Here is a 17235-nt window from a genome sequence, read left to right as displayed (position 1 = left end):
GGTAAATAATAAGGCATATAACAGAGGGTTAATAAAATGAAAGTTAAAGTACTGTCCCTCCTGGTACCAGCTCTGCTGGTGGCAGGCGCAGCAAATGCGGCTGAAATTTATAACAAAGACGGCAACAAATTAGATCTGTACGGTAAAGTGGATGGTCTGCACTATTTCTCTGATGACGACAGTGCAGACGGCGACCAGACCTACATGCGTCTGGGCTTCAAAGGCGAAACTCAGGTTAACGACCAGCTGACCGGTTACGGCCAGTGGGAATACCAGATCCAGGGTAACTCTGGTGAGAACGAAAACAACTCATGGACGCGTGTGGCGTTCGCAGGTCTGAAATTCGCTGATGCGGGTTCATTCGACTACGGTCGTAACTACGGCGTTGTTTACGATGTGACTTCCTGGACCGACGTTCTGCCGGAATTCGGCGGCGATACCTACGGTTCTGACAACTTCATGCAGCAGCGTGGTAACGGCTTCGCGACCTACCGTAACCAGGACTTCTTCGGTCTGGTTGATGGTCTGAACTTCGCGTTGCAGTACCAGGGTAAAAACGGCAGCCCAAGCGGCGAAGGCCAGACCAACAACGGTCGTGAGGCACTGCGTCAGAACGGTGATGGCTACGGTGGCTCTCTGACCTACGATCTGGGCGAAGGCTTCGCACTCGGTACGGCGGTCACCAGCTCTAAACGTACTGATGACCAGAACGCCATGGCCTACGGTAACGGCGATCGCGCAGAGACCTACACCGGTGGTCTGAAATACGACGCGAACAACATCTACCTGGCTGCACAGTATACTCAGACTTACAACGCGACCCGTGCGGGCGACCTGGGCTGGGCTAACAAAGCGCAGAACTTCGAAGTGGTTGCGCAGTATCAGTTCGACTTCGGTCTGCGTCCATCCGTGGCGTACCTGCAATCTAAAGGTAAGGACCTGGAAAACGGCTACGGCGACCAGGATCTGCTGAAATATGTTGATGTTGGCGCGACTTACTACTTCAACAAAAACATGTCCACCTACGTTGATTACAAAATCAACCTGGTTGATGAGAACGACTTCACTCGCGCAGCAGGTATCGGTACTGACGATATCGTCGCGCTGGGTCTGGTTTACCAGTTCTAATTGCTCATACAGCGACAAAGGGGCCATCAGGCCCCTTTTTTCATGCTTTTTTAGGGTCTTACAAATACGCTGTTTTAGTGTACTCTTGCCGCCCTGGCATGAGGATAATAACCAATGGATATGACTTTTTTACGCGCCAGCGTTCTGGCGACTTTTTTACTCCTGACCGCGTGTGACTCTTCCACACAGCCCGCAAAAATCGACGCACCCGCCGCGACGGTGCTGGAAGGGAAAACCATGGGGACCTTCTGGCGCGTCAGCGTGATGGATATTGATAAATCCCGCGCTGAAGAATTACGCGGTAAAATTCAGGCGCAGCTGGATGCCGACGATCAGCTACTCTCTACCTATAAAAATGACTCAGCGCTGATGCGTTTCAATCGCTCCAGCAGCACCTCGCTGTGGCCGGTGAGCGAAGCGATGGCCGATATCGTCACGGAATCCATGCGCGTGGGCTACAAAACCAACGGCGCAATGGATGTGACCGTGGGGCCGCTGGTGAACCTGTGGGGATTTGGCCCCAACAAGCAGCCGGTGACTACACCCGATCAAGCCGCCATCGACGACGCCCGCGCCCGTACAGGGTTACAGCATCTGGCGGTGATCTCCCAGTACGGTCAGCAATACCTGCAAAAAGATATTCCCGACCTGTTTGTGGATCTCTCCACGGTAGGCGAGGGGTATGCTGCGGATCATCTCGCGGCCCTGATGGCGCAGGAAGGCATTCCGCGTTATCTGGTTTCCGTCGGGGGCGCGCTCGTCAGCCGGGGCATGAACGCCAGCGGCAGGCCGTGGCGAGTGGCCATCCAAAAACCAACCGATCAGCAGAACGCGGTGCAGGCGATTGTCGACATCAACGGGCACGGTATAAGCACCTCCGGAAGCTACCGCAACTATTACGAGCTGGATGGCAAACGTATCTCGCACGTGATTGATCCGCAAACCGGACGCCCGATTACCCACAACCTGGTGTCCGTGACGGTGATAGCCCCAACCGCGCTGGAAGCGGATGCCTGGGATACCGGATTGATGGTGCTCGGCACGGAGAAGGCCAAAGAGGTGGTGCGTCAGGAAGGGCTGGCCGTCTATATGATCACCAAAGAGGCTGACGGATTTAAAACCTGGAGTTCGCCGCAGTTCAATAGCTTCCTGGTGAGCGAAAAAAATTAAAAAGCAAGGTTGCGGGTTTTTGTTCGGTGGCGTTCAGGCAAGCTGAGCGTATGCTTGTAAGAGGAGCCGATGATGAAAAACACAACCCATCTTACCGATGAGGATCGCTGGCAGGCCGTACTGGCCCGCGATCCGCGTGCGGATAACCAGTTTGTCTTTGCCGTGCAGACGACCGGCATTTATTGTCGTCCGTCCTGCCGCGCCCGCCACGCGCTGCGTAAAAATGTCTGCTTTTATCCTGATGCTCACCAGGCCGCGCAGGCGGGTTTCCGCCCCTGTAAGCGCTGTAGGCCGGACCAGGTCGACCCTATGGCGCAGAAAAAGGCCAACATTGCGCTGGCCTGTCGACTGCTTGAACAGGATGCCGCGCTGAACCTGGAGGCACTGGCGCAGCAGGTTGCCATGAGTCCGTTCCATTTCCACCGCTTGTTTAAATCCGTCACCGGCATGACGCCGAAAGCATGGCAGCAGGCCGCGCGTGAACAACGCCTGCGCACCCTGCTTGCACAGGGCGGTAAAATCACCGACGCCGTACTGGCCGCTGGCTTTCCGGACGGCAGCAGCTACTACCGTAAAGCCAACGGCGCGCTGGGCATGACGGCAAAACAGTACCGCAACGGAGAGGCTGCGGTCCGCTATGCCATCAGTGACTGCTCGCTGGGCCGCTGTCTGGTGGCGGAAAGCGAGCGCGGGATCTGCGCAATACTGCTGGGTGATGACGACGCCGGGCTGACGGCTGAGCTGCTGTCACTGTTTCCGCTTGCCGTCCGTGAACCGATGGAAGGCGCGTTTGCCGGGCGTGTTCGGCAGGTTATTGCCTCTGTCGACAGCCGCGCGACGCCGCTGACGCTGCCGCTGGATATCCGTGGTACCGCCTTCCAGCAGCAGGTCTGGCAGGCGCTGCGGGATATCCCCTGCGGTGAAACGGCAAGCTATCAGCAGGTGGCGAAGGCCATTGGTAAACCCAATGCCGTACGTGCCGTGGCGGGGGCCTGCGGTGCCAACAAACTGGCGATAGTCATCCCCTGTCACCGCGTGGTGCGTAACGACGGTGCGCTGTCGGGTTATCGCTGGGGAGCAGCGCGTAAGATGCTATTGTTGAAACGTGAGGCGAACAACCCGGAGGGATAATGCTCGATCTTTTTGCTGATGCTGAACCCTGGCACGAGCCGCTCGCGCCGGGGGCGACGATCCTGAGACGCTTCGCGCTTTCCCGCGCGGCGGCGCTGTTCGACGGTATTATTGATGCCGTTTCCGCTTGTTCGCCATTTCGCCATATGGTTACGCCGGGCGGGTATACCATGTCCGTGGCGATGACCAACTGCGGCGAACTGGGATGGGCGACGAATGAGCGGGGCTATGTATATGCCGCGAACGATCCGCTGACGGATCAGCCGTGGCCGCCGATGCCTGAGGCGTTTCAGGCGCTGTGTCATGACGCCGCCGTGGCGGCCGGCTATCCTGATTTTCGACCCGATGCCTGTCTTATCAACCGCTATGCCGTTGGGGCAAAGCTCTCCTTGCATCAGGATAAGGACGAGCCGGACCTGCGCGCGCCGATCGTCTCGGTATCCCTTGGGCTGCCCGCTGTCTTTCAGTTTGGCGGCCTGCGGCGCAACGACCCGCTCAAACGGCTGATGCTGGAGCATGGTGATGTGGTGGTCTGGGGCGGTGAATCACGGCTTTTTTACCACGGTATTCAGCCGCTTAAACCTGGCGATCACCCGGTGGCGGGGGCATTTCGCTACAACCTCACGTTCCGTCAGGCGGCATACAGAGAATAAAAATAAGAATTATTCTTGATGTGTGTGAAAGGCAGTTTACACTGCTGGCTGATTTTTCTTGTCCGGATTGCTCTGCATGCAACTACTTCTTCTTGTCTGGCGGCAGTATCGCTGGCCTTTTATCGCGGTGATGGCGTTAAGCCTTGCCAGCGCGGCGCTGGGGATCGGCCTGATTGCCTTCATTAACGTGCGTTTGATCGAAATGGTCGACACGTCACTCTCCGTCCTGCCGGAATTTCTGGGTTTACTGCTGCTGCTGATGGCAGTCACGCTCGGGTCACAGCTGGCGCTGACCGCCCTCGGCCACCATTTCGTTTTCCGTCTGCGCAGTGAGTTCATCAAACGGATCCTTGATACTCAGGTGGAACGCATCGAGCAGCTGGGAAGTGCCTCTCTGCTGGCGGGGCTGACCAGCGATGTGCGCGCCATTACCATCGCCTTTGTGCGCCTGCCGGAGCTGGTGCAGGGGATCATCCTGACATTTGGCTCGGCAGCCTATCTCGCCTGGCTCTCCAGCAAAATGCTGGCGGTAACGGCGCTGTGGATTGTTATTACCATCTGGGGCGGGTTCCTGCTGGTATCACGCGTCTATAAGCACATGGCGGTGCTGCGCGAAACGGAAGACAAGCTCTATAACGATTATCAGACGGTGCTGGAAGGGCGCAAAGAGCTGACGCTGAACCGCGAGCGTGCCGAGCATATCTTCAACCATCTTTATATCCCGGATGCGCACGAATATCGTCATCACATTATCCGCGCCGATACGTTCCACCTGAGCGCCGTGAACTGGTCCAACATCATGATGCTGGGCGCGATTGGCCTGGTGTTCTGGATGGCGAACAGCCTGGGGTGGGCGGATACCAACGTGGCGGCAACCTACTCCCTGACGCTGCTGTTTTTACGCACGCCGCTGCTGTCGGCCGTTGGCGCACTGCCGACGCTGCTGAGCGCTCAGGTTGCCTTCAACAAGCTGAAGAAATTCGACCTTGCGCCGTTTAAGGCTGAGTTCCCGCGCCCGCAGGCCTTCCCGAACTGGCAAACGCTGGAGCTGCGTAACGTTACCTTCCGCTATCAGGATAACGCCTTCTCCGTAGGGCCGATAAACCTGACCATTCATCGCGGCGAACTGCTGTTCCTTATCGGCGGCAACGGCAGCGGCAAATCTACGCTGGCGATGCTGCTGACGGGCCTCTACCAGCCGCAGGCGGGTGAAATTTTGCTGGATGGTAAAGCGCTGAGCGCGGAGAAACCGGAGGACTACCGCAAGCTCTTCTCGGCGGTATTTACCGACGTCTGGCTGTTCGACCGGCTGCTGGGACCGGAAGGGCAGCAGGCGGATCCGGCGCTGGTGGAGAAGTGGCTTGCGCACCTGCAAATGTCGCACAAGCTGGAGCTACAGGATGGCAAAATCCTGAATCTGAAGCTGTCGAAAGGGCAGAAGAAGCGCGTGGCGCTGCTGCTGGCCCTGGCCGAGGAGCGTGACATCATCCTGCTGGATGAGTGGGCCGCCGATCAGGACCCGCACTTCCGTCGCGAGTTTTATCAGGTCCTGCTGCCGCTGATGCAGGCGATGGGAAAAACCATTTTTGCCATCAGCCATGACGATCACTACTTCATTCACGCCGACCGTCTGCTGGAGATGCGCGACGGCAAGCTGAGCGAGCTGACCGGCGATGAGCGCGATGCGGCGTCACGGGACGCGGTGGCGCGTACGGCCTGATTGCAATTGTGCCGGGTGGCGCCCGGCACACTAATTTTTCATATATGCCGTTTTTTTCTCCATCCCGACCCGCCGTTTATTCTTATTTACATATCCCCGCGCTATGCTTAACGCCAACTCATTTAATGGATTTATGATTGATGTCGGTATTAAAGAAAAACAGCGCCAGGCAGCGTGACCAGGAGCGTGCGCGGCTCATCTGGCTCCTGACGACCGATAAAGCGGTTACGTCAACGTTATTGGGTAAGCTAACCCTGGCTGAGCAATATGATGTCGGCACGCTGGCCGACGATATTGCTGAGGTAGGTGCGCTGGTTGCACATTTACCGCCCCCGGACCTGGCGGACACCCTGGAGGCATTGCCTTCCGAAGAGCGCCACGCCCTGTGGCGGCTGGTGCAGGATCACGAGCGCGGTCAGGTATTGCTTGAAGCCTCGGAAAACGTCTGGGATGACCTTATCGATGAGATGAGCGACCGGGACATCCTTGACGCCCTGCAAACGCTGGATATCGATGAGCAGATTTACCTCGTTCAGCATCTTCCGCGCAACCTGACCGGACGCCTGCTGGCTTCCCTGCCTGCTGAAGAGCGGGCGCGCGTGCGTCAGGTGATGCACTACGAGAAAAACAGCGTCGGCGCGATCATGGAGTTTGGCGTCATCACCGTGCGCCCGGACGTCACCCTGGGTACGGTGCAGCGCTATCTTCGTCGCCTGGGCAGTATGCCGGACAACACCGATAAACTGTTCGTCACCTCGCGGGATAAAACCCTGCTCGGGGAGCTGGAGCTGAAAACGATCCTGCTGAACAGCACCCAGCAGCGGGTGAGTGAGGTCATGGAAACCGAGCCGATGGTCTTCTCGCCGGAAGACGATGCCGAAAAAGCGGCGCGTACCTTCGAACGTGATGACCTGGTGAGCGCGGCGGTGGTGGATTCGGTGGGCAAGCTGATGGGGCGTCTGACCATCGATGAGATCGTTGACGTGGTCTATGAAGAGACCGATAACGACCTGCGTGCCCTTGGCGGGATCAGTGCCGAAGATGACGTTCATGCCTCCGTCGGCAAGGCCGTCAAAACGCGCTGGGCGTGGCTCGCCATCAATTTATGCACCGCGTTCGTGGCGTCCCGCGTTATTGACGGCTTCGAACATACCATTTCCCAGCTGGTGGCCCTGGCGTCGCTGATGCCGATTGTGGCGGGGATCGGCGGGAACACCGGTAACCAGACTATCACCATGATCGTTCGCGCCCTGGCGCTGGAAAACATACAGCCGGGTAATTTCTCGTGGCTGATTTTCAGGGAGATGGGCGTCGCGCTGATTAACGGCCTGGTCTGGGGCGGCATCATGGGCGGCATCACCTGGTGGCTGTATGATGATATGGCGCTGGGCGGGGTCATGATGCTGGCGATGGTGCTGAACCTGCTGGTGGCGGCGATGATGGGCGTGATTATCCCGTTGACCATGACCCGGCTGGGGCGCGACCCCGCGGTGGGGTCGAGCGTGATGATCACCGCCATTACCGATACCGGCGGTTTCTTTATTTTTCTTGGACTGGCGACGATTTTTCTTCTGTAGCCAGCGCTTTTTGCTTAAGTCGGGCAGGGAGGATGAACATCATCACAATCCCGCCCAGCACGCCAATCGCCAGGTTGCCGGTGAAAACCGTTGCCACAACCGTCACCAGCATCACGACGGTTTCAGCCACCGGCGCGTTTTTCAGCGTTCCGGGCTGAACGCTATGCCAGCTAAAGGTCTTGACGGCCACAATGGCCATAATTCCCGCCAGTACCGCCATCGGAATTTTGGCCATCACCTCGCTGAGCGCCGTAACCAGCACCAGCAATACGATGCCCGCCGCAAGGGTGGAGATACGGCTTCTGCCTTTCCCCATCTCCACGTTAACGATGGTCTGCCCAATCATCGCGCAGCCCGCAATGCCGCCGTAGAACCCGGCCATAATATTGCCCACGCCCAGCCCGATGCTCTCGCGGCGCTTACTGGAGGGGGTAGCGGTCAGCTCGTCCACCAGTTTTGCCGTCAACAAGGATTCCAGCAGGCCAACGAAAGCGATACTTAGCGCGCACGGCCAGATGATGCTCAGGGTTTCCAGATTGAGCGGCACCAGCAGTTGCGTAAAGCCCGGCAAACCGCCGCCCATGGAACCTTCATCCCCTACCGTCGGCAGGATTTGCCCGCTGGTGACGGTGAACAAAGTCAGCAGCACAATGGCAATCAGCGGGGAGGGCACGCTTTTGATATAGCGTGGCACCCACAGCACAATCAGCAGCGTCAGCACGAACAGGCCCACAATCAGCGGGCTTCGGCTCCAGAAATGGGGCACCTGGGCAAAGAAAATCAAAATGCCAAGGGCGTTAACAAACCCGGTCATCACCGACTGGGGAATAAAGCGCATCAGCCGCGCCATACCCAGCGCGCCGAACAGGATCTGAATCACGCCTGCCATCACCACTGCGGGCAGAATGTACTGTACGCCGTGTTGATGGACCATCGGCCCAATCACCAGCGCGACGGAACCTGCCGCCGCCGTCACCATGGCCGGACGCCCGCCGAGCAGGGAAAGGGCGAAACAGAGCACCACGGAGGCGATAAGGCTCACTTTCGGATCCACGCCCGCGACCACGGAAAACGAAATCACTTCCGGGATCAGCGCCAGCGCGGTAATCACACCGGCCAGGGTTTCGCGCATCAGACGGTGAGGCGAACGTAAAACAGTGGCGACATGGCCTTCTTGAGGTACAGACGAGTGGGGTAATGACATAACAATTCGCTGGTAGGGGCAGGCTTCCGTGCGCGCGATCACAAAGTGCAGCATGATAGCCAGGAAAATCGTCGGGTGCCAGCCTGTCTGCCAAATCCCTACAAACAATCCATCATTAAATTTCACAATTACAATAATTTCGTAACCTTTAAACAATATTTAAAAGTTGCTACCGTGCCACCGCAGCGTGTTTCACCTGTAATTTCCACGCATCAAGCACTATTCAACTAAGGCATAAATGATGAAAAAAATGACTGCCGTGCTCTTTTCTCTGGCCGTGGGGCTGAACGCCGTCTCGATGGCAGCGAAGGCTGACGCACCAAAAGAGCAGGAAACGGATGTCCTTTTAATTGGTGGCGGCATCATGAGCGCCACGCTGGGAACGTATCTTCAGGAATTAGAGCCGAACTGGTCCATGACCATGGTCGAGCGCCTCGATGGCGTGGCACAGGAAAGCTCTAACGGCTGGAACAACGCCGGGACGGGGCACTCGGCACTCATGGAACTGAACTATACGCCGCAGAAAAAGGACGGTTCCATTAGTATCGAGAAGGCGGTAGAGATCAACGAAGCGTTCCAGATCTCACGTCAGTTCTGGTCTCACCAGGTGAACAGCGGTGTGTTGCACAATCCGCACTCCTTCATCAACACCGTACCGCACATGAGCTTTGTGTGGGGCGATCAAAACGTCAACTTCCTGCGCGCGCGCTACGCTGCCCTGCAACAGAGCACGCTTTTCCGCGGGATGAAATACTCTGAAGATCACGCTCAAATCAAAGAGTGGGCGCCGCTGGTCATGGAAGGCCGCGATCCGAACCAGAAAGTAGCGGCGACCCGCACTGAAATTGGTACTGACGTTAACTACGGTGAAATCACCCGTCAGCTGGTGTCCTCTCTGAAGAAAAAAGAGAACTTTAACCTGCAACTCAGCTCCGAAGTGCGTGGTTTCAAGCGCAACGCGGATAACAGCTGGAGCGTGACCGTTGCCGATCTGAAAAACAACGAAGCCGAGCATGTGATTAAGGCGAAGTTCGTGTTTATCGGTGCGGGCGGCGCGGCGCTGAAACTGTTGCAGGAGTCCGGTATTCCGGAAGCGGACGACTACGCGGGCTTCCCCGTCGGCGGCCAGTTCCTGGTGTCGGAAAACCCGGAAGTGGTTAACCGTCATCTGGCTAAAGTGTACGGTCAGGCCTCTGTGGGCGCACCACCGATGTCCGTTCCGCATATCGACACCCGCATGCTGGACGGTAAGCGCGTAGTGCTGTTCGGGCCGTTTGCCACATTCTCCACCAAATTCCTGAAAAACGGTTCCCTGTGGGATCTGCTGAGCGCGACCACGACGTCAAACGTTAAGCCAATGATGGACGTGGGGCTGGATAACTTCGATCTGGTGAAATACCTGATTAGCCAGGTGATGCTCTCTGATGAAGAACGCTTCGAGGCGCTGAAAGAGTACTATCCGCAGGCGAAGAAAGAAGACTGGCGTCTGTGGCAGGCGGGTCAGCGCGTGCAGATTATCAAACGCGATCCGAAAGAGGGCGGCGTGCTGCGTCTGGGCACCGAAGTGGTAAGCGATAAGGATGGCACCATTGCCGCGCTGCTGGGGGCATCTCCGGGGGCGTCTACCGCTGCGCCAATCATGCTGCACCTGATGGAAAAAGTGTTTAAGGACAAAGTATCCAGTCCGGAATGGCAGGCGAAGCTGAAAACCATTATTCCATCCTACGGTACGAAGCTGAACGGTAACGTTGAAGCCACGGAACAAGAGCTGGAATACACCAGCCGTGTTCTGCAACTGCAATACGTCAAACCGCAGGCTGCGGATGCTGCGCCAAAGGCAGAGCTGAAGCCTCAGGCGGAAAGCAAGCCGGTAGCGGATGTCGCGCTGTAAGGTAAACGCAAAACGGTAACATCCGTTACCGTTTTTAGTGTTTTCTCCCTCTCCCGGTGGGAGAGGGTTGGGGTGAGGGCACCAGAACGCACCCTTTCCTGGTCGGGTAAGTGAGAGCGCCACCCGACTTATTATTAACGAACTACCGCTTGTCCTACCGTCTCATCCGCCTTCCATACGCGATATTTCACATCCACGTTTTCCGGCGTGTATACGACGATCGGCAGCTTGCTGTTATAGCGCAGCAGACTGTTATCACCCAGATACGCGGTAATAAATTTCTTCTCTTTCTTGCCGTCCGGGCACGCCATCATGGTGGAGACTGGCGAGGTTACTTTGTCGAAGACATAGTAGTCATAGCCCCAGCCTTCCAGCGTTTTGCTTTCCAGCTGGCCGCCCAGGCGATGCTGGTTGCAGTCCACTTCCAGCGTCTGGCCGATTAACAGCTCAACTTTGAAATTTGCTTCATCCTGCTGAGCCGGGAGCTGAATAACCTGGCGCTTCATCCCTTTGTCCGCTTGCGGATACGGAGCAACTTTTTCCAGCGGCTGCTCTTTCTGGGTTTCGCTGGCGAAAGCACTGGTGCTGGCGCACGCAGCGGCGATGAGGGCGATGGCAAATTTAGGTGCGTTTTTCACTGTCATTCCTTTTTGTTAAAACGATCCTGGAAAGACTAACATATAGCACGTGAATAGTTGGCGCAATTTACTCATATTTTCATTTTAAACGGAGTAATGCACTGCTTTTATGTTCATTTATTGGTGTTTAATGCTGTGTTGGAGTCGATGCGGCAATCGTGTTATTTTACGCGTTAATTATTGTTATTCATCTGTAAAGGGAGGGGAGATGGTAGGGGAAAAACTGAAGACACCTGAAGGCCGCAAGTTCCTGCTGGCGTTACTGGTTGTGTTTATGATTGCTGCTGCATGCGTGGGGCGAGCAACCATTGTCGGTGTGATTGAGCAGTACAACATCCCGCTCTCTGCCTGGACAACCAGCATGTTTGTCCTGCAATCGGCGATGATCTTTGTTTACAGCCTGGTGTTCACCGTCCTGCTGGCGATTCCGCTGGGGATTTTCTTTCTCGGTGGGCGTGAAAAACACTAAGCATTGCGCATGCGGAGACAGGCAATAAAAAACCAGCCATAAGCGGCTGGTTTTTTTGTGTAGTTTTGGTCGGCACGAGAGGATTTGAACCTCCGACCCCCGACACCCCATGACGGTGCGCTACCAGGCTGCGCTACGTGCCGACGCATAAAAAGAATACTACTCGATTCCTTTTTGAATGCAAGGGGCAAGCAACGCTAACTGATTCATAAATAATCAGTTAGCGATAAAGCGCTTCTCGTCTGTCAGCACCTGCAACAGCAAACTGAGCTGCGGCTTCTGGTCTTTCAGCTTCTCACCTCCGAGGTTATACGTCTGGTAATTGCCATTGCTGTTCAGCACCAGGGACAACGTTGGCGTGGTCACCACCAGCGTGTTTCCGCCAGCAGCCGTGACCCAGTTATGACGCCGCGTGGCGCTAAAGAGGTCTTGTCCCTGCGAGTACTCAATTGCCGGTGTGCTGACGTGCAGCAGCCGTTGCATTAACGTGGTCATGACGTCTTTATGGTCGGTGAGCATGTTGATGCGCTGCGCGGGAGTGCCCGGCCAGTGGATCACCAGGGGAACATGCAGGTTCGGACGCGACCACTCCATGCCCTTCGCCTCGTCGCCGAGCGGCACGCCATGCCCCGCCGTGATAATCACGACCGTATTATCCAGCTTGCCCGCGTCGCGCAGGGCGGTCAGCACGCGGCCGATCTGCGCATCGACATCGCCCGCCGCACGGCTATAGCGGCGCGCGAAGCCTTTCTGATTGCTGTCATCAAGCGTTGTGCCGTTAAACGCAACCCAGGAGAACCAGCGGTTATCTTCCTGCGCATAGCGCTTCAGCCAGTCTATCCACTGGTCAGCGGTCCGATCGTCAGACTGGCTCTGCGCGGCGGGCAGTGAGAAATCAGACAGCAGCGCCTGGCGGTACAGCGAGCTGTTGAAACCATCAGAGGCGAACAGCCCCAGCTGGTAGCCCTGCTGATTAAGCCCGGTAATCAATGCCGCCGGAATACGGGCCGACAGCACGCCGTCCATATAGCTCGGTGAAATGCCGTAGAACAGGCCGAAAATACCCGCGTCGGTCGAATTACCGGAGCTCATATGCTGAGTGAATACGATGTTGTTCTCAGCGAATTCAGCCAGCGCTGGCATCTGCTTCTCATAGCGGGAATAGTTCAGGCCATCGACGGTAATCAGCAGCACGTTCTGACCGCGGCCCATGTCGCGATATTTCAGATCGCTCAGGGGATACTGCACGCTGACCGCTTCCGGATTACCCTGTTCGACCAGACGACGCTGATACTCCTGCGCGTCCAGCAGGCCGTGTTTTTCGAGGAAACGACGCGCCGTCATCGGATAGGAGAGCGGCAGATTTGCGCGCTGCATGGTAATCGGGCGGTAGAAGTTCGCATCTGCCCAGATATACATCAGGTGCGAACCGATAAATGAGGCGAAAAAGAGCGCCGCGACGGGCTTCGCATAATGGCGGCGTCGGGTCAGACTGCGGAGTTTTTGCCAGCTCCACGTGGCGAACAGCATTTCGATCAGCAGGATAATCGGCACGCTGATAAACATCAGCTGCCAGTCGCGCGCGGTCTCGTTCTGATCCGGGTTAATCACCAGCTCCCAGACGACAGGATTCAGGTGCAGGTGGAAGCGAGTAAAGACTTCGCTGTCGATCAGCAACAGCGTCATGCCCGCCGTCGCAAGAATGGCGGACAGGAAGCGCATCAGCCGCTGCGACATGACGATAAACGTCAGTGGGAACAGGATCAGCAGATAGGTGGCGAAGACCAGAAAGCTAAAGTGACCAACAAGGCTCATCCACGAGTAGATGCGCCCGGTTAACGTGGTTGGCCAGTCCGCCACAAACAGATAACGGCAGCCGAGCACCATCGCCAACAGAATGTTGAACAGGGCAAACCAGTGCCCCCAGCTGACCATCTGGGAGACTTTTTCACGGTAGCGCTGACGATTCGTCACCATAAACTGTTGTTCGTTTCCCTTAGTGTGCCTGGTCGTCGCTAACGGAGGACTGCAAAGCCTGGGCGAAAGATTTGGCGATCGCCTGACGCTGAGCCGGAGCAACGCTGGTATTGATCAGGTTGGTAACCATATTTCCCAAAACCATCAGGGAGAGATCGGTTGGCGTTTTATGTTTTTCCAGTACGTTGACCAGCTCACTGAGCAATTGTTCAACGTGTTCGTCACTGTAGCGGGAATGTTGTGGCATAAATCAAAATCAGTTTGTTGAGAGAAGGGCGACATATTACCGTAGCAACAGCTTTTTTTCCCCTTTTTTATCTTCTGTTGCACACATGCGTTGGTGGTGGTTGAATACCGCCCGGTCTAAAAGGAGAGTTTATCATGAGTCTGGAAATCAACCAGATTGCCTTGCACCAGCTTATCAAGCGTGATGAGCAAACCCTTGAAGTGGTGCTGCGCGATTCGTTACTGGAACCAACGCCTACCGTTGTCGAGATGATGGCGGAGTTGCATCGCGTCTACAGCGCGAAAAATAAAGCCTATGGCTTGTTCAGCGAAGAGAGCGAACTGGCGGATAGCCTGCGCCTGCAACGTCAGGGCGAAGAGGATTTCCTGGCATTCAGCCGCGCTGCTACTGGCCGTCTGCGTGACGAGCTGGCGAAATATCCCTTCGCCGATGGCGGTATCGTCCTGTTCTGCCACTACCGCTATCTGGCGGTAGAGTATCTGCTGGTCACCGTGCTGAATAACTTAAGCAGTATGCGCGTGAACGAGCAGCTGGATATCAGCTCAACGCACTACCTGGATATCAACCATGCGGATATTGTGGCGCGTATCGATTTAACCGAATGGGAAACCAACCCGGAATCAACGCGCTATCTGACCTTCCTTAAAGGCCGCGTGGGCCGCAAAGTGGCGGATTTCTTTATGGACTTCCTCGGCGCCAGCGAAGGGCTGAATGCCAAAGCGCAGAACAAAGGTCTCCTCCAGGCGGTGGATGACTTTACGGCTGAGGCGCAGCTTGATAAATCTGAGCGTCAGACCGTGCGTCAGCAGGTTTACAGCTACTGCAACGAGCAGCTACAGGCTGGAGAAGAGATTGAGCTGGAGTCGCTGTCCAAAGAGCTGGCAGGCGTCAGCGAAGTCAGCTTCCAGGAATTTACTGCGGAAAAAGGCTATGAGCTGGAAGAGAGCTTCCCGGCGGATCGCAGTACGCTGCGTCAGCTGACGAAATTTGCCGGTAGCGGCGGTGGGTTAACCATTAACTTTGATGCCATGCTGCTCGGGGAACGTATCTTCTGGGACCCGGCCACCGACACGCTGACCATTAAAGGCACACCGCCGAATCTGCGCGACCAGCTTCAGCGTCGCACTTCAGGCGGTAAGTAACAGCCATAAAAAAACCCCGCAAACGCGGGGTTTTTCTCGACAGGTTTGCGATTACGCGCGAACGAAGTCGATGTGAGTCAGTTTTGGCTTGAACGCGTGACGCTGAACAGCCTGAACTTTCACTTTTTCTTCTTTACCGTCAACAACGATGGTCAGAACTTCGCTGTAGAATTCAGCTTTGTTCTGCATGTTCCATACTTTGTCGTGATCCAGTTCAATAGCAACTGGAGCAGCTTCGCCACCGTAAACGATAGCCGGGAACTTGTTTGCGGTACGCAGGCGGCGGCTCGCACCCTTACCCTGCACGTTACGTACTTCTGCTTCGATAGTGAACATTGATTTCTCTCTGTATTTAAAACCCTACTACAGGCGACCCAGCAGCAGGTGAGTGTTCTGCCTCACGGATGTGAAGCGGGCGGCATTTTATACTCAAATGGCTCGCGCATCAACGAAAAGTCCCGTTAACCGCGCAATTCGTTTGCCCGGCGAAAGCGTCCTTCATAGTCAAAGACCTTCTCACGCACCTGCCAGAACTGCCCTTTTTTACGGGCGACAACAAAATCAGGATGGCGCAGTAACGCCTGCTGGCGCACGATATCGGCCACGGTTATCCAGCGCAGCGGCACGCCAGGCGTGCGGGTATGCGGGCGGATAAAGAGCTGCTCGAACGCGGTGCGCTGGGCGGGCGTCTGGACCCGGAACCGCTCGCTGACGTCTGCGCCATCCTCGTCGTAGTAGGTAATTTTTAGCCACTCGCCTTTTTCATCCGCGCCGGGCTGTAAGGCCATGCCGGAACAGCGCAGCACCAGCGCATCTTTCAGCTTCAGCGCCGCTTTCAGCATGTCGTCCGGGTCGACCAGGACCATGTCGCACTCCCGACAGCGGCGGGCGGCAATGTCGTTTTCGGCATTGCACTGCGGGCAGTTTTTGAAGCGGAAGCGGAAATCACACTGTTCGCGATGGCCTTCATCGTCTTCAAACCAGCCCTGACAGCGGCGGCCAAAATGTTCGATCAGCGTGCCGTCGGCGGTGGTTTTCCCCCAGAAGGTGTTGGCAAACCCGCAGGCAGGGCAAAAAACCTGAACGGGCACGTTGTCGCTCTTGCCTTTTGGCGTGCCGACTTCCGGCGAATAGAGATCGTGCGGGTTACCGGCGTAATCAAGGATCAGACAGTCGGTTTTGCCCGGCGCCAGACGCAGCCCGCGGCCAACAATCTGCTGATACAGGCTGACGGATTCCGTCGGGCGAAGAATCGCAATCAGGTCGACGTGCGGGGCGTCAAAGCCGGTGGTTAGTACGGAGACATTCACCAGATAGCGGAACCGCTGAGCTTTGAAGTCCTCAATCAGGCTGTCGCGCTCCGGGCCGGGGGTTTCACCGGTAATTAACGCCGCGTCGTCGGCGGGCAGCAGCCCCGTAATTTCGCGCGCGTGTTCGACAGTGGCAGCAAAAATCATCACCCCTTTGCGCGTTTGTGCGAACTCTTCAATCTGGCTGATGATATGCGGCGTGATCCGCTTCTGTTTTTTCAGCTCATGGTTAAGATCTGCCTCGCTGAACAGCCCGTTGCTTTGCGCCTGTAAGCGGCTGAAATCGTACTGCACGACGGGCATATCCAGCCGCTCCGGCGGCGTCAGGTAGCCGTGCTTGATCATGTAGCGCAGCGGAAGCTCATAGATACAGTCGCGGAACAGGGCCTTTTCATCGCCACGCACCATGCCGTGATAATGAAACTGATAAATCCAGCCCTTGCCCAGACGAAACGGCGTGGCGGTGAGGCCAAGCAGACGGAGGTGAGGATTCACCTTTTTCAGATGAGTGAGGATTTGCTGATACTGGCTGTCGTCGTCATCGCTGATGCGGTGACACTCATCGACAATCAGCAGGGAAAACTCGCTGCGAAACAGTTCCAGGTTGCGCGCAACGGATTGTACGCTGCCAAACACCACTTTTCCGTGGCTCTCTTTGCGCTTCAGTCCGGCGGCAAAAATGTCGGCCTCCAGGCCGAGCGCGCAATATTTGGCGTGGTTTTGCGCCACCAGCTCTTTGACGTGCGCCAGCACCAGCACGCGTCCGCGGGCCAGGCGCGCCAGTTCGGCAATCACCAGGCTTTTACCGGCTCCGGTCGGGAGAACGATGGCGGCGGGCTCCCGATGCTTGCGAAACCAGGCGAGGGTGGCATCAACGGCTTCCTGCTGATAGGGGCGTAATGTGAACGTCATGGCTTCTCTATTCAGTTAACTCGCATATAGTATGCCACGAAACTTTTTCCCTTGAGTGGCGCAACC

15 protein-coding genes and 1 tRNA gene are annotated in these 17235 nt (G+C 56.4%); 9 read left to right on the top strand and 7 right to left on the bottom strand.

What is annotated here, in order from left to right:
• The first annotated feature begins 36 nt into the window (after nucleotides 1-36).
• The 6 genes from ACQG0T_RS15360 (at nucleotide 37) to mgtE (ending at nucleotide 7379) form a co-directional block, all read left to right on the top strand.
• A complete protein-coding gene (locus ACQG0T_RS15360; RefSeq protein ID WP_017693024.1) occupies nucleotides 37-1128 on the top strand; it encodes a porin OmpC in 1092 nt (363 codons plus the stop codon).
• Between the two features lie 114 nt (nucleotides 1129-1242).
• A complete protein-coding gene (gene apbE, locus ACQG0T_RS15355) occupies nucleotides 1243-2298 on the top strand; it encodes an FAD:protein FMN transferase ApbE (protein ID WP_015572290.1) in 1056 nt (351 codons plus the stop codon).
• Nucleotides 2299-2370: 72 nt separating this feature from the next.
• On the top strand, nucleotides 2371-3429 hold the full coding sequence (gene ada / locus ACQG0T_RS15350; protein ID WP_252051264.1) for a bifunctional DNA-binding transcriptional regulator/O6-methylguanine-DNA methyltransferase Ada: 1059 nt from the start codon (nucleotides 2371-2373) through the stop codon (nucleotides 3427-3429).
• Nucleotides 3429-4082, top strand: a complete 654-nt coding sequence (gene alkB, locus ACQG0T_RS15345; RefSeq protein WP_271040367.1) for a DNA oxidative demethylase AlkB — start codon at nucleotides 3429-3431, stop codon at nucleotides 4080-4082. Before ada ends, alkB begins: the two co-directional genes overlap by 1 nt.
• A gap of 76 nt (nucleotides 4083-4158) precedes the next feature.
• Nucleotides 4159-5802 carry a multidrug ABC transporter permease/ATP-binding protein gene (locus tag ACQG0T_RS15340; protein WP_017383408.1) on the top strand — a complete coding sequence of 548 codons (1644 nt, stop codon included), beginning with the start codon at nucleotides 4159-4161 and terminating at the stop codon, nucleotides 5800-5802.
• 140 nt (nucleotides 5803-5942) lie between these two features.
• On the top strand, nucleotides 5943-7379 hold the full coding sequence (mgtE, locus tag ACQG0T_RS15335) for a magnesium transporter (protein WP_006811337.1): 1437 nt from the start codon (nucleotides 5943-5945) through the stop codon (nucleotides 7377-7379).
• Here the strand turns inward: mgtE and ACQG0T_RS15330 are convergent.
• Complete coding sequence (locus ACQG0T_RS15330; RefSeq protein ID WP_032650078.1) at nucleotides 7342-8637, bottom strand: SulP family inorganic anion transporter; 1296 nt, start codon at nucleotides 8635-8637, stop codon at nucleotides 7342-7344. The genes mgtE and ACQG0T_RS15330 overlap by 38 nt on opposite strands.
• Before the next feature lie 187 nt (nucleotides 8638-8824).
• Here ACQG0T_RS15330 and mqo point away from each other — a divergent pair, with 187 nt between their 5' ends.
• Complete coding sequence (gene mqo / locus ACQG0T_RS15325; protein WP_047732613.1) at nucleotides 8825-10474, top strand: malate dehydrogenase (quinone); 1650 nt, start codon at nucleotides 8825-8827, stop codon at nucleotides 10472-10474.
• A 134-nt stretch (nucleotides 10475-10608) separates the two neighbouring features.
• Here the strand turns inward: mqo and eco are convergent, their stop codons facing one another.
• On the bottom strand, nucleotides 10609-11118 hold the full coding sequence (gene eco, locus ACQG0T_RS15320; protein WP_032648923.1) for a serine protease inhibitor ecotin: 510 nt from the start codon (nucleotides 11116-11118) through the stop codon (nucleotides 10609-10611).
• A 202-nt stretch (nucleotides 11119-11320) separates the two neighbouring features.
• Here eco and ACQG0T_RS15315 point away from each other — a divergent pair, with 202 nt between their 5' ends.
• The gene (locus ACQG0T_RS15315) at nucleotides 11321-11581 is read left to right on the top strand and encodes a DUF2534 family protein (protein ID WP_045343803.1); all 261 of its coding nucleotides are present in this window, start codon (nucleotides 11321-11323) and stop codon (nucleotides 11579-11581) included.
• Between the two features lie 66 nt (nucleotides 11582-11647).
• On the opposite strand, the gene ACQG0T_RS15310 is transcribed toward ACQG0T_RS15315, so the two are convergent.
• The 3 genes from ACQG0T_RS15310 to ACQG0T_RS15300 form a co-directional block, all read right to left on the bottom strand.
• A tRNA-Pro gene (locus ACQG0T_RS15310) sits at nucleotides 11648-11724 on the bottom strand.
• A gap of 73 nt (nucleotides 11725-11797) precedes the next feature.
• On the bottom strand, nucleotides 11798-13558 hold the full coding sequence (gene yejM / locus ACQG0T_RS15305) for an LPS biosynthesis-modulating metalloenzyme YejM (RefSeq protein WP_271040365.1): 1761 nt from the start codon (nucleotides 13556-13558) through the stop codon (nucleotides 11798-11800).
• Between the two features lie 19 nt (nucleotides 13559-13577).
• Complete coding sequence (locus ACQG0T_RS15300) at nucleotides 13578-13805, bottom strand: YejL family protein (RefSeq protein ID WP_001135586.1); 228 nt, start codon at nucleotides 13803-13805, stop codon at nucleotides 13578-13580.
• Between the two features lie 134 nt (nucleotides 13806-13939).
• Here ACQG0T_RS15300 and yejK point away from each other — a divergent pair, with 134 nt between their 5' ends.
• Complete coding sequence (gene yejK, locus ACQG0T_RS15295; RefSeq protein WP_017693031.1) at nucleotides 13940-14947, top strand: nucleoid-associated protein YejK; 1008 nt, start codon at nucleotides 13940-13942, stop codon at nucleotides 14945-14947.
• 51 nt (nucleotides 14948-14998) lie between these two features.
• Here yejK and rplY read toward each other — a convergent pair whose 3' ends face one another.
• Nucleotides 14999-15283, bottom strand: coding sequence for a 50S ribosomal protein L25 (gene rplY / locus ACQG0T_RS15290; protein WP_015572298.1), 285 nt, complete (start codon nucleotides 15281-15283; stop codon nucleotides 14999-15001).
• Between the two features lie 125 nt (nucleotides 15284-15408).
• Nucleotides 15409-17169 (bottom strand): DEAD/DEAH box helicase, encoded by a 1761-nt coding sequence (locus tag ACQG0T_RS15285; RefSeq protein ID WP_063136624.1) that lies wholly within the window; start codon nucleotides 17167-17169, stop codon nucleotides 15409-15411.
• Nucleotides 17170-17235: the final 66 nt, after the last annotated feature.

This window comes from Enterobacter cloacae complex sp. 302F9 (assembly GCF_050030335.1).
GTDB lineage: Bacteria > Pseudomonadota > Gammaproteobacteria > Enterobacterales > Enterobacteriaceae > Enterobacter > Enterobacter hormaechei_C.
Note: the sequence above shows the minus strand (reverse complement) of the source record. Positions and strands in the feature narration are given on the sequence as shown.

What these genes read in the sequence shown, in the direction of transcription:
- ACQG0T_RS15315 (WP_045343803.1), top strand. Translation starts at nt 11,321, where the DNA reads ATGGTAGGGGAAAAACTGAAGACACCTGAAGGCCGCAAGTTCCTGCTG.
- ACQG0T_RS15330 (WP_032650078.1), bottom strand. Translation starts at nt 8,637, where the DNA reads ATGCTGCACTTTGTGATCGCGCGCACGGAAGCCTGCCCCTACCAGCGA.
- ACQG0T_RS15360 (WP_017693024.1), top strand. Translation starts at nt 37, where the DNA reads ATGAAAGTTAAAGTACTGTCCCTCCTGGTACCAGCTCTGCTGGTGGCA.
- rplY (WP_015572298.1), bottom strand. Translation starts at nt 15,283, where the DNA reads ATGTTCACTATCGAAGCAGAAGTACGTAACGTGCAGGGTAAGGGTGCG.
- yejK (WP_017693031.1), top strand. Translation starts at nt 13,940, where the DNA reads ATGAGTCTGGAAATCAACCAGATTGCCTTGCACCAGCTTATCAAGCGT.
- ACQG0T_RS15285 (WP_063136624.1), bottom strand. Translation starts at nt 17,169, where the DNA reads ATGACGTTCACATTACGCCCCTATCAGCAGGAAGCCGTTGATGCCACC.
- eco (WP_032648923.1), bottom strand. Translation starts at nt 11,118, where the DNA reads ATGACAGTGAAAAACGCACCTAAATTTGCCATCGCCCTCATCGCCGCT.
- yejM (WP_271040365.1), bottom strand. Translation starts at nt 13,558, where the DNA reads ATGGTGACGAATCGTCAGCGCTACCGTGAAAAAGTCTCCCAGATGGTC.
- apbE (WP_015572290.1), top strand. Translation starts at nt 1,243, where the DNA reads ATGGATATGACTTTTTTACGCGCCAGCGTTCTGGCGACTTTTTTACTC.
- ada (WP_252051264.1), top strand. Translation starts at nt 2,371, where the DNA reads ATGAAAAACACAACCCATCTTACCGATGAGGATCGCTGGCAGGCCGTA.
- alkB (WP_271040367.1), top strand. Translation starts at nt 3,429, where the DNA reads ATGCTCGATCTTTTTGCTGATGCTGAACCCTGGCACGAGCCGCTCGCG.
- mqo (WP_047732613.1), top strand. Translation starts at nt 8,825, where the DNA reads ATGAAAAAAATGACTGCCGTGCTCTTTTCTCTGGCCGTGGGGCTGAAC.
- ACQG0T_RS15300 (WP_001135586.1), bottom strand. Translation starts at nt 13,805, where the DNA reads ATGCCACAACATTCCCGCTACAGTGACGAACACGTTGAACAATTGCTC.
- mgtE (WP_006811337.1), top strand. Translation starts at nt 5,943, where the DNA reads ATGTCGGTATTAAAGAAAAACAGCGCCAGGCAGCGTGACCAGGAGCGT.
- ACQG0T_RS15340 (WP_017383408.1), top strand. Translation starts at nt 4,159, where the DNA reads ATGCAACTACTTCTTCTTGTCTGGCGGCAGTATCGCTGGCCTTTTATC.